Origin of the sequence: Streptomyces sp. Y2F8-2 (genome assembly GCF_014905555.1) — a bacterium.
Classification (GTDB): domain Bacteria; phylum Actinomycetota; class Actinomycetes; order Streptomycetales; family Streptomycetaceae; genus Streptomyces; species Streptomyces cynarae.
In genome coordinates this window covers 1-14563 of record NZ_BNGS01000010.1, presented here as the reverse complement: position 1 = coordinate 14563, position 14563 = coordinate 1, and the positions used below count along the sequence as shown (strand labels likewise).

At 70.9% G+C, this 14563-nt stretch carries 15 protein-coding genes; 5 read left to right on the top strand and 10 right to left on the bottom strand.

Translation table 11 applies throughout. The annotated features are described in order from the left end of the window. From SY2F82_RS29280 to SY2F82_RS29255, 6 genes are all read right to left on the bottom strand, one after another. Entirely contained in the window at positions 1-1305 is a 1305-nt protein-coding gene (locus SY2F82_RS29280) for an FAD-dependent monooxygenase (protein ID WP_200422180.1), read from the bottom strand. A gap of 9 nt (positions 1306-1314) precedes the next feature. Next, positions 1315-2079, bottom strand: coding sequence for an SDR family oxidoreductase (locus SY2F82_RS29275; RefSeq protein WP_200422179.1), 765 nt, complete (start codon positions 2077-2079; stop codon positions 1315-1317). A gap of 29 nt (positions 2080-2108) precedes the next feature. Then, positions 2109-2375 carry an acyl carrier protein gene (locus SY2F82_RS29270; RefSeq protein WP_236041862.1) on the bottom strand — a complete coding sequence of 89 codons (267 nt, stop codon included), beginning with the start codon at positions 2373-2375 and terminating at the stop codon, positions 2109-2111. Positions 2376-2443: 68 nt separating this feature from the next. After that, positions 2444-3724, bottom strand: a complete 1281-nt coding sequence (locus tag SY2F82_RS29265; RefSeq protein ID WP_200422178.1) for a ketosynthase chain-length factor — start codon at positions 3722-3724, stop codon at positions 2444-2446. Further along, a complete protein-coding gene (locus tag SY2F82_RS29260) occupies positions 3721-4989 on the bottom strand; it encodes a beta-ketoacyl synthase (RefSeq protein ID WP_200422177.1) in 1269 nt (422 codons plus the stop codon). The genes SY2F82_RS29265 and SY2F82_RS29260 overlap by 4 nt, the downstream gene beginning before the upstream one ends. A 184-nt stretch (positions 4990-5173) precedes the next feature. Continuing rightward, positions 5174-5626, bottom strand: a complete 453-nt coding sequence (locus SY2F82_RS29255) for a nuclear transport factor 2 family protein (protein ID WP_236041861.1) — start codon at positions 5624-5626, stop codon at positions 5174-5176. Positions 5627-5893: 267 nt separating this feature from the next. On the opposite strand from SY2F82_RS29255, the gene SY2F82_RS29250 reads away from it, so the two are divergent. The 5 genes from SY2F82_RS29250 to SY2F82_RS29230 all read left to right on the top strand — a co-directional run bounded on the left by SY2F82_RS29250 (position 5894) and on the right by SY2F82_RS29230 (position 11209). Further along, positions 5894-6841, top strand: coding sequence for an aromatase/cyclase (locus tag SY2F82_RS29250; RefSeq protein ID WP_200422176.1), 948 nt, complete (start codon positions 5894-5896; stop codon positions 6839-6841). Further along, positions 6834-8399 carry a class I adenylate-forming enzyme family protein gene (locus SY2F82_RS29245; RefSeq protein ID WP_236041860.1) on the top strand — a complete coding sequence of 522 codons (1566 nt, stop codon included), beginning with the start codon at positions 6834-6836 and terminating at the stop codon, positions 8397-8399. The genes SY2F82_RS29250 and SY2F82_RS29245 overlap by 8 nt, the downstream gene beginning before the upstream one ends. Before the next feature lie 68 nt (positions 8400-8467). After that, the gene (locus SY2F82_RS29240; protein ID WP_200422175.1) at positions 8468-8767 is read left to right on the top strand and encodes an antibiotic biosynthesis monooxygenase; all 300 of its coding nucleotides are present in this window, start codon (positions 8468-8470) and stop codon (positions 8765-8767) included. Continuing rightward, positions 8760-10358 (top strand): FAD-dependent oxidoreductase, encoded by a 1599-nt coding sequence (locus SY2F82_RS29235; protein WP_200422174.1) that lies wholly within the window; start codon positions 8760-8762, stop codon positions 10356-10358. Before SY2F82_RS29240 ends, SY2F82_RS29235 begins: the two co-directional genes overlap by 8 nt. 89 nt (positions 10359-10447) lie before the next feature. Beyond that, positions 10448-11209 carry an SDR family NAD(P)-dependent oxidoreductase gene (locus tag SY2F82_RS29230; RefSeq protein ID WP_200422173.1) on the top strand — a complete coding sequence of 254 codons (762 nt, stop codon included), beginning with the start codon at positions 10448-10450 and terminating at the stop codon, positions 11207-11209. A gap of 104 nt (positions 11210-11313) precedes the next feature. Here the strand turns inward: SY2F82_RS29230 and SY2F82_RS29225 are convergent, their stop codons facing one another. From SY2F82_RS29225 to SY2F82_RS29210, 4 genes are all read right to left on the bottom strand, one after another. Then, positions 11314-11580: a hypothetical protein gene (locus SY2F82_RS29225; protein WP_200422172.1), complete on the bottom strand. Its 267-nt coding sequence runs from the start codon at positions 11578-11580 to the stop codon at positions 11314-11316. Between the two features lie 10 nt (positions 11581-11590). Continuing rightward, positions 11591-12619 (bottom strand): dTDP-glucose 4,6-dehydratase, encoded by a 1029-nt coding sequence (rfbB, locus tag SY2F82_RS29220; protein ID WP_200422171.1) that lies wholly within the window; start codon positions 12617-12619, stop codon positions 11591-11593. Then, positions 12616-13683, bottom strand: coding sequence for a glucose-1-phosphate thymidylyltransferase (locus SY2F82_RS29215; RefSeq protein WP_200422170.1), 1068 nt, complete (start codon positions 13681-13683; stop codon positions 12616-12618). Before SY2F82_RS29215 ends, rfbB begins: the two co-directional genes overlap by 4 nt. A gap of 100 nt (positions 13684-13783) precedes the next feature. Beyond that, the coding region (locus SY2F82_RS29210; RefSeq protein ID WP_200422169.1) for an adenosylhomocysteinase at positions 13784-14563 on the bottom strand (780 nt) is incomplete at its 5' end.

The following is a 14563-nucleotide window of genomic DNA, read 5'->3' as shown; positions in this document are numbered from 1 at the left end:
TCACCTCTTCGTGCTGCCCGTGCGCTCGGCACGGACGATCGGGCCAGTGGTGAACAGATCGGTGCGGACGTCCACGGGCGGATGGCCGAAGGCCACCCGATGGGTGATCTTCCTGCCCAGCGGGCTGTGCCGGATCAGGCCGGCGATGCCGGAGCGCAAGCGGTCCGCCACCGGCCCACCGGTCCCGAACATGCCCTTGGCCTGCATCGTCTGCATCTTCATCACGGCATCCACCGCGGGCATCCGGGCGTCGAGGAAGGGAGCGAACCGCTCCCGCTCCAGGCTCCCGGCGCGCAGGGCCGCCACCAGCACGGGGTGGAGTACCGCCGCGTCCTGGAGGGCGAGGTTGATGCCCTGGGCCCCCAGCGGGCTGTGGGTGTGGGCACTGTCGCCGATCAGCACGAGGCCGTCGCGCGTCCACGTGTCGGCCTTTCCGGCGTAGACGTCGAGCAGGCTCAGATCGGACAGGCTGCCGACGGACTTCTCGATGAGGTCCGCGTACTGCGGCAACGCCCTGGTCAGCTCGCGCCTGACCTCGTCGACTCCTCGGGCAGCGAGCTCCGGCCAGCTCCCGTGCGGCAGGGTCCAGCCGATCTGCAGCTTGCCGGGGTGCGAGTCGTGCACGAGGACGGGGTTGCCCTCGGTGCGATGGATACGGACATACCGGGTCTGCCGGCTCGGAGCGTCCACTTTGAACCAGAGCACGTCGTGCCCGAACGTCTCCACACGGCCGGCGTCGATCCCCGCCAGGGACCGAGTCTTGGAGAACCGGCCGTCGGCCCCCACCACGAGCCGGGCGTGGACCCTGCGCCGGCGGCCGGGGCCGCGGGCGACGACACCGGCGACCCGCCCGTCCTCCTGGAGCAGCGCACCGACCCGGTGGCCGTCCAGGAACAGGAAGCCGGGCAGTGCTCGGCACTGGGCGAGGAGTGCGTCGAGCAGGTGGCGTTGGGGGACGGCCAGCAGCCGGTCGTACGGGGCCGGCAACCGCCGGTAGTCGATGTCGAGCAACACGCGTCCGCGATCCACGAGCTGGAAGCCGTCGAGTTCGCACGCCCCGGCGGCGCGGGCCGCACTGAGCACGCCCAGGTCGTCGAGGATGCGCTGCCCGCCGGGTTGGAGGATCTCGCCGCGAAAGGCGCGGTGGAACCGCGTCGACTTCTCGAGGAGGGCGACCCGCACCCCCGAGCGCAGGAGCATCAGGGCCAGGGCGAGTCCCGCGGGCCCGCCGCCCACGACGCAGACGTCGGTGTGCAGGTCCTCGTCGAGTGTCGGCGTGCCGGGCGGTGTCGTTCCGGATTTCATGGACATCGCTCAGCCCGCCACCAGGCTCAGGCCGCCGTCGACCGTCACGACCTGGCCCTGGAGCCAGCCTGCCTCGTCCGTGCACAGCAGGCTGACGGCGTCAGCGACGTCCTCCGGCGTGGTGAGTCGGCCTCCGGGCGTGCGCGCGGTGATCGCCTCAGCGATCCCGGGCGGAACCGTCCCGTCCCCCTTGTCGACCTTGGCGGCGGCGACCGCGTTGACGGCGATGCCCCGTCCGGCCAGTTCGACCGCGAGATAGCGCACGAGGGACTCCAGAGCGGCCTTGGCCACCCCCGCCGCGGCGTACCGCGGCACGACCCGGCGGGCACCGATGCTGGAGACGGTGACGATCCTGCCCGAGCGGCCCTCCATCAACTCGGCGAGCCGTGCGGCTGCGGCCAGCAGGGGGTGCAGCGCGACGGCCAGGGAACGGTCCACCAGCGCTGGTCCGGTGGCCAGAGTCGGCGCGGGGCGGAAGTACGAGGTGTTGTGGACGAGGATGTCGAGGTGCCCGAAGCGCCGCCCGGCCTCGTCGCACAGGGCGTCGAAGTCGTCGGTGACATCGGCCTTGACGGCGTGGACCCGGCCGGGGAGGCCGGCCAGCTCCTTGAGGGCGCGCTGGGCGTTCTCTTCGTCCTGGGCGTAGTTGAGCAGGACATCGACGCCGCAGGTGCTCAGCTTCCGGGCGATGGCGAGGCCCACGCCTCGGGTGGCGCCGGTCACCAGCGCCGTACGGCCGGTCAGTGCCGGGGCTGTGGAGTGGTGCGTGGTCACGATTCGACTCCCAGAGGTCGGCAAGCGGCTCAGGCGACGCTCGAGCCGGCGGCGAGGGCCTCGTTGACCAGGGCGAGGTACTGGCCCGGGGTCTTCGCCTCGGACACGGCCTCGTCATCGAGGGCGATGCCGTACTCACGCTCGATGCGTGCGGTGATCTCCAGCAGCGCGACCGAGTCGTAGCCGAGGTCGGTGAAGGAGACGTCGACGGCCTCGGTCAGGTCCGCGCTCTCGCTCTCGCCCGCGCACTCGCGCACCACGGCGGTGAACTCTTCCCACCGCATCTGCTCTGACATGGGTACTCCTTCTGGCGTTCTCGATTCGGTGTCTCGCTGGACATGTCGGCCGTCGTCCCCGCAGCCGGTCAGGGCGCGGTCCTCAGGACGGCGGCGGCGTTGAACCCCCCGCGGCCCCTTGCCAGGACCAGGGCGACGCGCAGCGGCAGCGGCCGGGGACGACCGGTGACCAGGTCGATGGGGCAGTCGTCGGCGGGTTCGACGACGTTCACGGTGGGGGGCACGACCTGGTCGCGCAGGGCCAGCAGAGCGGCAGCGACGTCCAGGGAGGCGCCGCCGGCCGAGAGCCGCCCCGTCATGGTCTTGGGTGCGGTGACCGGCACCCCGTAGGGGCCGAACAGCCCGGCCAGGGCCTGAGCTTCAGCGCGGTCCGCCTCGCGGTCGCCCGCGGCGTCGGCGAACACCACGTCCACCTGTTCGGGCGTCAGCCCGGCGTCTTCCAGGGCCAGTTCCGCGGCATGCCGGAGCCGCGGGAGGCCGCCGCGTCCGGGGGGCGGGTCGAAGGTGGCCGCGTATCCGGCGAACGCCCCGTACACGCGCGCACCACGGGCGCGGGCCGCAGCGGCCGACTCCAGCACGAGGAGGGCGCCTCCCTCTCCGACGACCTCGCCGCGGGCATCCGCGGAGAAGGGGAGGTAGGCGCCGGCCGGGTCTTCGCCCGTGGACAGGCGGCCCCCTGCCAGGTGCGCGGTCAAGCCCCAGGGGCAGAGCGCGGAGTCCACACCGCCGGTGATCATCAGGTCGCCGCCCCGGCGCAGTTGGCGACGGGCCTGGGCGATCGCGTCGAGTCCGCCCGCCTGCTCGGTGACCAGGACCCCGCTGGGGCCGCGCAGGTCGTGGCGGATGGAGATCTGCCCGGTGTTGACGGCGTAGAACCAGGCGAACGACTGGTAGGCGCTGACGTACTGCCCACCCTTGCTCCACAGGGCCTGCAGCTCGCGCTGCCCGAACTCGAACCCGCCCGCCGAGCTCGCGGTGACGACACCTGCCGCGTAGCGGGGCAGCCGCTCCAGATCGACGCCCGCGTCGTCGACGGCCTCCTTGGCCACAGCGAGCGACAGCCGGGTCACCCGGTCGGTCTGCGGCAGCAGCCGACCCGGAATGTGGTCGGCGTCGAAGAAGTCCCGGATTTCGCCGGCCAGTCGTACCGGGTAACGGGCGGGGTCGAAACGGCTGAGCCTGCGGATGCCGCTCTCGCCCCGCAGCACCGCTTCCCACCAGGCCTTCACCGTCAGCCCGTTGGGTGCCGCGACCCCGATGCCGGTGACCACGGTCCGGTCATGGCCCGTGCCGCGTTGACGGCGGGACGCCGTGCGGGCCGCCGAGGCGGGTCCGGGAGCCGCGCTCATGACTCCTCCCGGCGTCCGGGTGCCGTCAGGACCATGGCGCTCTGGAACCCGCCGAAGCCGCTGCCCACGCTCAACACGGTGTCGACGCGCTGTTCGCGGGCGGTGATCGGGGTGTAGTCGAGATCACAGGCCGGGTCCGGATCATGCAGGTTGGCCGTGGGTGGCACCGTGTCGTGCTCGATGGCCAGCGCGCTGGCAGCCACCTCCAGGGAGCCGATGGCACCGAGCGAATGCCCGATCATCGACTTGATGGAGCTCACCGGCACCCGGTAGGCGTGGTCGCCGAGACTGCGCTTGAAGGCGGCGGTCTCATGGCGGTCGTTCTGCTTGGTGCCGGAGCCGTGCGCGTTGACGTAGTCGACGGCTGTGGCATCGAGGCGCGCCTCGTCGAGCGCGGTCCGGATCGCCTCGGCGAGCTCCGTGCCGTCAGGGCGCAGCCCGGTCATGTGGTAGGCGTTGCAGCGACCGGCGAAGCCCGAGATCTCCGCGTAGACGTGGGCGCCGCGACGCCGGGCGTGGTCGAGACTCTCCAGGATCAGCACGGCACTCCCTTCCCCGAGGACGAAGCCGTTGCGGCTGCGGTCGAACGGCCGTGAGGCGGTGGCCGGGTCGTCGTTGCGCGGAGAGGTGGCCTTGATGGCGTCGAAGCAGGCCACGGTGATGGGCGAGATGGGCGCATCGGTCGCCCCGGCCACCATGACGTCGGCACTGCCCTCCCGGATGAGCTCGACGGCGTGGCCGAGGGAGTCGAGGCCGGAAGTGCAGCCGGTGGAGATCAGCGCCACGGGGCCCTGGGCGCCGGTCGACCAGGCCACCTCGGCGGCCATGGAGCTGGGCACGAAATAGTCGAAGAGGTGCTCGACGGCGCGGGTGTGGTCGACGTACCAGTCGGAACCGCCCTCGCTCACGATGTTGTACTGGGCGTCCAGGCCCGTCGTGCAGCCGACCGCACTGCCGAGCGCCACGCCGGTGCGCAGCGGGTCGAGGCCGTCCTGGAGGCCCGCGTCGGCAACGGCCTCACGGGCACTGACCAGGGCGAACTGGGTGGCCCGGTCGAGCCGTTCGACGTCTGCGGCGTCAAGGCCGTGCCGTGCCGGGTCGAAGTCGACCTCCGCGGCGATCCGGGAGCGGAACGAGGAGGCGTCGAAGAGACTGATCGTCCGGGTGGCCGTGCGGCCGGCGGTGAGCTGCTCCCAGAACGCCTCGACGCCCACCGCCCCCGGGGCCACGACCCCGATGCCGGTGATGACGACGCGACGGTTCATCGGCCCTCACCGCCTACTGTCCCCCTGGTCATTGGTCCTCTCCTGCTGGTTGAGGCATGCCGTGTGTCCTCGACGAGGTTCCGCGAGCCCTCTCGAAACCGGCTCGAATCGTGCAGGAGTTCCGATCGGGAACAGCCCGCCGACGGGGCGTGCGGCGGGTGGTCGTCCTCGCGGGACGACCGGTTCAGCGCAGGTCGTCGCGGGCGACCTCACGGGTCCGCACGAGCAGTCGCCCACCCTGGCGGACCAGGACGTCCGTGCAGGTGCAGACCCGGTGCACGCGGGACTCCCCACCGCGCGGCGAGGAGTACACGGTGGTGTACGAGTGAACGATCAGTGAGCCGTCCTGCTGTGGCCGGACGTCGAAGACACCGGGCCAGTGGCGGTGCTGCTCCCCGGCGGCGGCGAGGGCGTCGGCGGTGCGCCGGACCGAGGCCGCCAGGGCGTCACGGCCCGAGACCGGCGCCGGCAGTGTCGGCACGGAGAACGAGGCGTCCTCCGTGAAGTCGGCGGCCCACTCGTCGGCCGCACCGCTGTCCAGAAGGTGCATGTGCCGGGCGTAGAACTGCTGAATCTCCGCGTACAGGGCGCCGAACTCCTTGGCGGAGTGCTGCGTTGTCTCGGTCTGCGTGGTCACGGTGTCTCCGTTTCATGTGGCTGCCGGGGCAACGGCGGCCGGGACCGGAAGGCACCGGCCGTCCGCCCGGGCAGCCTGGACGGAGCCGGTCGAGCCGCGTTGGAGTCGTGCTACAGCCCCGACGGGTCCCCCGCACGGCACCCGCCACGGCCCCGGCCGGTCCCCGCACGGCATCCAGCCGGAATCCAATGCGTCTCAAGTGCCGCAGCGCAACGTTGCCCGCGAGCACCGCAGAGTGACGCGTCGATGACAACAGGAGGACACAGGATGACGAGCAGCCGGCAGTACTCCGTCCGGGACGAGATGCTCATCGCGGCCCCGGCCGAGAGGGTCCGCTCGCTGGTCGACGACGTCGTCGGCTGGACGCAGTTGCACAAGCCCGCCGTCCACGCCGAGATCCTGGAGGACACCGGCGACGAGCGGCTGATCCGGCACTGGGCGGTCACCGGCCGGGATTCCGTGCGCACCTGGACGGCACGCCATACCAGCACCGCCGACGGCAGCCGGATCTCCTTCAGCCACAAAGAGCCCGAGGCCCCGTTCGCGACGCTCGACGGCTCGTGGTCGTTCCAGGAGCGGGACGGCAAGACGCTGGTGGAGATGCGCCACGACTTCACCCTGTCCGACGGCGGGGACGCCCGGGCGGAGGAGCTCTCGGCCCGGCTGCACGAGGGCAGCCGCGACTATCTGCGCACCCTCGGCCACGCCGCCGAGAACAGCGAGGAACTGGACCGGCTGATCATCTCCTTCACGGACTCCCTGTTCATCGCCGGCGACATCAAGGACGCCTACGACTACCTGTGGGAGGCCGACAAGTGGGAGGAACGCATCCCCCACATCGCCAAGCTGGACCTCGAAGAGCCTGCCCCCGGAGTGCAGTTCTTCGACATGCTCACCTCGACGCCGGACGGCTCCTCGCACCGCACCCGTTCCGTCCGGGTCACCGTCGAGCCGGACATCATCGTGTACAAGCAGACCGAGCTGCCCGCTCTGCTCGACGGGCACACCGGGCACTGGAAGTTCACGCGGACCCCCGAGGGCGTCATCGCCGAGGCCCGGCACACGGCGACCATCAAGCCATCCGCCCTGAGCATCCTCGGGGACGGCACCACCGTCCTCGACGCGCGCAAGTACCTGCGCCGGGTGCTGAGCGCGAACAGCGTCAGCAACCTGCGCCTGGCCAAGGCGTACGCGGAGGAGATCGCCGGTGTCTGAGGTCCTGACCCCGGTGCCGGCCGTGCCGTTGGACGGACTGCTGCGCCGGGCCGCCCGGCGCCGTCCCGGGCGGATCGCCGTGCGGGACGAGCGGGGAGCGACCCACTACGGCCGACTCGACGCGGAAGCCGACCGGTTCGCCCGCGCACTGCTGCGGCTGACCGGCCGGCGGCGGACGGCGGTCGGGGTGGCAAGTGTGCTTGACCCGGTGTTCGCGGCAGCGTTCCACGGCACCAGCCGCAGTGGCAACCGCATCGTGATGGTCAACCCGCTGGTGCGCGAACCCGCCCTGGAGCATGTCTTCCGCACGGCCGGCATCGAGATCGCCCTGGTGTCCGCCGAGATCGCCGGACGCCTGGCAACGGTCCGTCGGAACCTTCCGGCCCTGCGAGAGGTGTACGTCGTCGACGCGGACCGGGGCAGGCCGCTGCCCGAGCACACGCGTCCCCTCGCCGACCTGCTGGCGGAGGGTGGTGGAGGCGCGCCCGCGCTGCCTGATCCGGCCGAGACCGACCTGGACTCGGTCGTCTGTGTGCAGTTCACCAGTGGCACGACCGGGCCTCCCAAGGGCGTCCAGCTGACCCACCGGAACCTGGTGGTCAACGCCGCTCAGGCAGCGCACGCACTCGGCCTCGGCGACGAGAGCGTCTGCCTCAACCACCTGCCGCTGTACCACCTGATGCACCTCAACGCGGCGGTGTACGCGGGGGCCACACAAGTGCTGTGCCATGACCCCGACCCGGTGGCCTCGTTCACGGCGGCCGCGGATGTCGGGGCCACCCACTACTTCGGGCTGCCGGTGCGTCTGACCAGGCTGGCGGCGGACCAACGGCTGGCCTCGGTCACCGCCGGCCCGGACCTGAGGCTGGTCACGTCGGGCGGCTCGGCGCTCGCCCCCGCCGTCGCCGCACGGCTGAGGGAGCAGCTCGGTGTGCCGGTCATCCAGGGGTACGGGCTCGCCGAGCTTTCCCCGCTCAGCCACAACGACCGGCCGGAGCGGAGCAAGCCCGGCTCGGTGGGTCCGGTCGTCCCCGGTACGGAGTGCCGCGTCGTGGACATGGAGACCGGAGCCGATCTCGGCCCGGGCCGGCCGGGTGAGGTCCTCCTGCGCGGCCCGCAGTTGATGGCCGGATACCTCGGTCTGCCGGACGCGCCGGACATCGACGCCGAGGGCTGGTTCCACACCGGGGACGTCGGCTTCCAGGACGCGGACGGCTGGCTGTTCCTGGTCGACCGCATCAAGGATGTCTTCAAGGTCGACAACGAACTGGTGTCGCCGAGCGAGATCGAGCGGATCCTGCTGCACGACCCGGACGTCGCCGACTGTGTCGTGGTCGACATGCCGGACGAGTTCAGCGGTGCCCTCGTCTGGGCCGGCATCGTTCCCGCCGGCGACCGGCCGGTGGACCTGCGCCTCATCGTGTCGCGGGTCAACGCGCGGCTGTCCGATCACCAGTGCATCCGTCGCGCCGAACGGCTGACGACCGTGCCCCGCTCCCCGAACGGCAAGGCCGACCGGCGACTGCTGCGCGAGCGGCTGCGAGCCGAGGCGGCCTGACCCCGTACGACCGGCGCCCGCGCGCCGGTCGGTCCATGCCAGATCCCCTTCGTACCAGGAGAACCATCGTGGTGACCTTCATCAACAAGCTGACCGTCAACGGCGACATCGCGGAGTTCCTCAAGATCAAGGAGTCGTTGACGGAGTTCATGTCCGCCCAGCCCGGCTACCGCAGCTCGGCGACCCTGCGCCAGGTCGGCCGGCCCGACGTGTTCATCGAAATGGCCGAGTGGGACAACGCCGCCGCCCACCAGGCGGCCGTACGCAGCGAGGAGTTCCAGGCGCGGGTCAAGGGCCTCGGCGCGCTCGCCAGCGTGGAACCGGGTCTCTACGAAGTGGTCACCGAGGACGGGGCGAACCGTGGCTGACGGGGCGCAGGTACTCGTGGCGGGGGCCGGCCCGGTCGGTCTCACCGCCGCTCACGAACTGGCACGGCGCGGACTGCGGGTCCGCCTGATCGACGCGGCACCCCGGCCCGCCGCCACCAGCCGCGCCGTGGCCACCCACCCGCGCACGCTGGAGACGTACGACCAGATGGGGGTCATCGAGGAGATGCTCGAAGAGGCCCAGCAGATCAGGGCCTTCACCATGTTCAACCGGGGCCGCCGGCTGGTGCGGCTGGACGCCGACTACACGACCATGCCCACGCGCTATCCGTTCACGGCGATCATCGAGCAGGTGGACACCGAGGCGGTGCTGCGGGACGCGGTGGCCCGGCTCGGTGTGGACGTCGAGTGGGGGACGCGGCTGACCGACTTCTCCCAGGACTCCGACGGCGTGACGGTCACGCTCGAACACGCCGACGGAGCCACGGAGTCGGCCGGGGTGCCGTGGCTGATCGGCTGCGACGGCGGGCACAGCACCGTACGCAAACTGCTCGGGCTGCCCCTGCTCGGCGAGTCCAGCGAGACGTGGATGCTCGCCGACGCCCCCGTGGACGTGGACCTGCCACGCGACAGCATCTACTGGGTCCACACCGGCTCGCAGGCGCTGATGATGGTGCCCTTCAGACGCGGTGGCCGCTGGCGCCTGCTGGACACCACCACGGCGGCCCCCGGCACCGACGCCGCCGTGATCGCCGACCGTTTCACGCAAAAGCTGGGGCCCGGCCTCGGCCGGCCGGCCAAGGTGCGCACCCCGACCTGGACGTCCGTCTTCACCTTCCAGCAGCGGATGGTGCCGCGCATGGGCCAGGGGAGGGTGTTCGTCGCGGGCGACGCCGCCCACGTGCACAGCCCGGCCTCCGGACAGGGCATGAACACCGGCATCCAGGAGGCGTACAACCTGGCCTGGAAGCTGGCCCTGGTCGCCCAGGGCCAGGCGGAGCGGAAGCTGCTCGACAGCTACAGCTCGGAGCGGGTGCCGATCGGCGAGAGGCTCCTCGGCTCCACCAGGAAGGCGACCTTCCTGGTGCAGCTGAAGAACGCCTTCGCCCCGATCGCCCTCCCTGCCGTCTTCGGTGTCATCCGCAACGTCGCACCGCTGCGCAGGAAGGTGCAGCGCCAGGTCCTGGGCGGCATCTCCGGCCTCCGGCTCGCCTATGCCGACTCCCCGCTGACCCGGCCCGCGGAGACCGGCCAGGGGCCGCACCCGGGCACCCGTGCCTCGGTCGGAGCGGGCGCCGATCCGGCCGACGCCGGCTGCCTGGCGTGGGCCGAGGAACTGCGCGACACCCGCTGGACGCTGGCCGTGACACCGGACGTCACGACCGGGGCACCTGCGGCGAGCAGCTGGTTGTCGGTCCGCACGCTCGGTGACGGCACCGAAGGTCCCGGCCCTCTCGCCGACCCGAAGGGCCGCCTGCGCGCCGCCCTGGGACTCACTGCGGGCGGCTGGCTTCTGGTCCGACCGGACGGCTATGTCGCGGCACGCGGCCGGGAACTCATCGGTGCGGATCTGCGGCAGGCACTGGCCGCGGCAGGCCTGCGGGACGCGCACCGGGTCCTGCCTCGCTCCTGAACCCGCCCGGTGCCCCTCGGGGCGCCGACCCGGCCCGGCACGGCGCCCCCGCTTCCCTCCCGACGGATCAGCATGAAGGCGGAACACGCATGGACATGGGACTGAAAGACCGCACGGTGCTCGTCACGGGCGGGTCCTCCGGGATCGGCGCGGCGATCGCGCGCGCGTATGCGGCCGAGGGCGCACGCGTCGCCCTGACCTACCGGAGCGGCAGCGAGGACGCCGAACGGCTCGCCCGCGAACTCGGCGGCGTCCGGGACGCGGCCATGGCGGTGCGGTACTCGCTCGCCGAGCCGGGGACCCTGGAGTCGGCCGTCGCCGCGGTCACCGAACGCTGGAGCGGCGTGGACGTGCTCGTCGCCAACGCGGTGCGCTGGGCACCCCGGCGGGCGCCCGGCGAGCATTTCGAGGACGTCGCGGTCGGTGACTGGTGGGGCTTCCTCGACGACAATCTGGCCCCGACCCTGCGCACCGTGCAACTCGTGGTGCCCGGAATGCGCGCGCGGTCCTGGGGCCGGATCGTGCTGATCTCCTCGCACGTGGCCCTCGACGGCCATCGTGGCCAGGAGTTCTACGGCGCCGCCAAGTCGGCGCTGCATGGCTTCGCCCGCAGCCTGGCTTGGGACGTGGGCGGTGACGGAATTCTGGTGAACGTCGTGTGCCCGGGCCTGACCACCACCGACCGAGTGCTCACCGGTCTGCCCGGCGAGATCCGGCAGCGGGAGGTCCGCTCGACTCCCACCGGGCGGCTCAGCAGCCCGGAGGACATCGCCGGCACGGTGCTTTTCCTGGGGTCGGCGGCCAACGGCAACACCACCGGCCAGACCCTCACCGTCGCCGGCGGGCGGTGACCGCACGTCCTCACACTGTCCGCCCGCGTCGGGAACGCAGACGCGGGCGGATGCCGCATGTCCCCCGGCGAGGACTTCCTCCCAGTGGTCGCCCGGTCTCGCACTCAGCTGTTCCGACTGCCCGGACCGCCCGTACCGGCGCCGTCCTGGAGTTCCTCCAGCATCAGCCGCCCGGGCGTGCGACCGCCGCTCGTCGTGCCGCCGTCCAGGAAGCAGCCCACCTGCCCCAGCGCGGCCATCACCCGGGCCTCGTCGTAGTACGCGGATCCGATGTGCAGGGCGCCCAGAGCGACGAGCCCCCGCCAGACGTGCGTCAGGCAGCGGCCCACGAGGACGCCGTACCTGCTGCGCAGCAACCCGTGCATGCCCACGCTCACTCCCTCAGCCGTTTCTCCGACACGATGAACAGGACGGTTCTCGGACGGTCGCGCCCATCCGCCGCCTGAGGGGCTCCCACCACGCGCGGTTCAAGCGGTACCAGGCGACCGTCTCCGCCAGTGCGTCCCCGAAATCCCTGGCCGGTCGGTAGCCGAGCTCACGCCGGATCTTCGTGCAGTCGACCGAGTAGCGCCGGTCGTGCCCCTTGCGGTCGGTGACGTGCCGCACGCGGCTCCAGTCGGCACCGCAGGCGTCCAGAAGCAGCTGTGTCAGTTCCTTGTTGGTGAGTTCGGTGCCGCCGCCGATGTTGTAGACCTCGCCGGCACGACCACCCGTACGGACCAGTTCGATCCCGCGGACGTGGTCGTCGACGTGCAGCCAGTCGCGCACATTGCCGCCGTCCCCGTACAGCGGCACCTCACCGCCGTCGAGCAAGCTGGTGACGAAGAGCGGGATGACCTTCTCCGGGAACTGGTGGGGCCCGTAGTTGTTCGAGCAGCGGGTGACACGTATGTCCAAGCCGTGCGTTCGGTGGTAGGCCAGGGCGATGAGGTCGCTGGACGCCTTGGCCGCGGAGTAGGGGGAGTTGGGGCTGACCGGAGCCGTCTCCGGCCAGGACCCCGCGTCGATGGAGCCGTACACCTCGTCGGTGGAGATGTGTACGAAGGTCTGGATCCCGTGCCGCAGCGCCGCGTCGAGCAGGGTCTGGGTACCGGTGACATTGGTGCGTACGAAGTCGGCGGCGCCGAGAATGGACCGGTCGACGTGCGACTCGGCGGCGAAGTGCACCACCTGGTCGTGCGCCGCCATCAGGTCGTCGACCAGGGAGGCATCGCAGATGTCGCCCCGCACGAACCTGAACCGGTCGTCACCGCTCACCTCGGTGAGGTTGGTGAGGGTTCCCGCGTACGTCAGCTTGTCGAGGACGGTGACCGTCACATCGCGCACGCCGTGCGGGCCGAGCAGGGTCCGGACGTAGTGCGAGCCGATGAATCCCGCGCCGCCCGTCACCAATATGGCCTTGGTGGTCATGAGGAGATCTGCACCTCGCTGTGATCGCCGAGAACGAGCCGGTTGCTGGACGGCTTCCGCGGGGCCGGGGCCACGGTGACGCTGCGGCCGATGAGCGACCCCCTGACCCGCCGGACGCCGTCCAGTCGGGAGTCGCGCAACACGATGGAGAACTCGATCTCGCTGTCGTCGATCCGGCAGTTCTCCGCTATGGAGGTGTACGGGCCGATGTAGGAGCCGCAGATCACCACGCCGGCCCCGATGACCGCCGGGCCGACGATCCTCGAGTTGGCCACCCGCGCACCGGCCTCGATCCTGACGCGGCCGATCACCTCGCTGTCGGCGTCGACGGTACCCTCGGTGCACGGCTCGACGCCCTCGAGGACGGACCGGTTCACTTCAAGCATGTCCATGACATTGCCGGTGTCCTTCCAGTAGCCGTGGATCACGGTGGACCGCACGTCGCAGCGGCTGTCGATGAGCCACTGGATAGCGTGTGTGATCTCCAGCTCGCCGCGCCAGGACGGCTCGATGGCGCGCACCGCCTCGTGCACGACGGGGGTGAACAGATAGACGCCGATCACCGCCATGTCGCTCTTGGGCTGCGTCGGCTTCTCCTCCAGTCGTACGACCCTGCCGTCCTCGTCCAGTTCGGCGATGCCGAAGGCGGTCGGATCGGGAACACGGGTCATCAGGATCTGTGCGTCGGGCCGGTCCGTGCGGAACTCGTCCACCAGACCGGCGATGCCGCCGACCACGAAGTTGTCTCCCAGGTACATGACGAAGTCGTCATCACCCAGGAAGTCACGGGCGATCAGGACCGCGTGAGCGAGTCCGAGGGGTTTCTCCTGCGGCAGGTAGGTCACCTCGATGCCGAACTTGGAACCGTCCCCGACCGCTTCCTGGATCTCACTGGCAGTCTCTCCCACGACGATCCCGACGTCGGTGATCCCGGCCCGCGCTATGTCCTCGAGGACATAGAAGAGGACCGGCTTGTTCGCCACCGGCACCAGTTGCTTCGGCGATGTGTGCGTGATGGGCCTCAGGCGCGTTCCCGAGCCACCGGACAGAACGAGAGCCTTCATGCCATGAACGCTAAACGGACGCTCTAGAAGCCCACTCGGGCGGCGGTCGACGCCTCAGGGCCGTGCGCGCCGGTCTCCTGGCGCGCACGGCGGCCGACGGTCAGTAGCGGTAGTGGTCCGGCTTGTACGGGCCTTCGACCTCGACGCCGATGTACGCCGCCTGCTCGGGGCGGAGCCTGGTCAGCTTCACGCCGAGCGCGTCCAGGTGGAGACGGGCGACCTTCTCGTCCAGGTGCTTGGGCAGCACGTACACGCCGGTCGGGTACGCGTCGGGCTTGGTGAACAGCTCGATCTGGGCCAGCGTCTGGTCCGCGAAGGAGTTGGACATCACGAACGACGGGTGACCGGTCGCGTTGCCCAGGTTCAGCAGGCGCCCCTCGGAGAGGACGATGATCTTCTTGCCGTCGGGGAAGGTCCAGGTGTGGACCTGCGGCTTGACCTCGTCCTTGACGATGCCGGGGACCTTGGCCAGGCCGGCCATGTCGATCTCGTTGTCGAAGTGGCCGATGTTGCCGACGATCGCCTGGTGCTTCATCCTGGCCATGTCACTGGCCATGATGATGTCCCGGTTGCCGGTCGTGGTGACGAAGATGTCGGCCTTGTCGACGACCTCGTCCAGCGTCGTGACCTGGTAGCCGTCCATCGCCGCCTGCAACGCGCAGATCGGGTCGATCTCCGTGACGATCACACGGGCGCCCTGACCACGCAGGGACTCCGCACAGCCCTTGCCCACGTCGCCGTAGCCGCAGACGACCGCGGTCTTGCCGCCGATGAGGGTGTCCGTGGCGCGGTTGATGCCGTCGATCAGGGAGTGGCGGCAGCCGTACTTGTTGTCGAACTTCGACTTGGTGACGGCGTCGTTGACGTTGATCGCCGGGAA

Coding starts and splice junctions, on each gene's coding strand:
- SY2F82_RS29230 (WP_200422173.1), top strand. CDS start 10,448: ATGGACATGGGACTGAAAGACCGCACGGTGCTCGTCACGGGCGGGTCC.
- SY2F82_RS29270 (WP_236041862.1), bottom strand. CDS start 2,375: ATGTCAGAGCAGATGCGGTGGGAAGAGTTCACCGCCGTGGTGCGCGAG.
- SY2F82_RS29215 (WP_200422170.1), bottom strand. CDS start 13,683: ATGAAGGCTCTCGTTCTGTCCGGTGGCTCGGGAACGCGCCTGAGGCCC.
- rfbB (WP_200422171.1), bottom strand. CDS start 12,619: ATGACCACCAAGGCCATATTGGTGACGGGCGGCGCGGGATTCATCGGC.
- SY2F82_RS29260 (WP_200422177.1), bottom strand. CDS start 4,989: ATGAACCGTCGCGTCGTCATCACCGGCATCGGGGTCGTGGCCCCGGGG.
- SY2F82_RS29265 (WP_200422178.1), bottom strand. CDS start 3,724: ATGAGCGCGGCTCCCGGACCCGCCTCGGCGGCCCGCACGGCGTCCCGC.
- SY2F82_RS29250 (WP_200422176.1), top strand. CDS start 5,894: ATGACGAGCAGCCGGCAGTACTCCGTCCGGGACGAGATGCTCATCGCG.
- SY2F82_RS29280 (WP_200422180.1), bottom strand. CDS start 1,305: ATGAAATCCGGAACGACACCGCCCGGCACGCCGACACTCGACGAGGAC.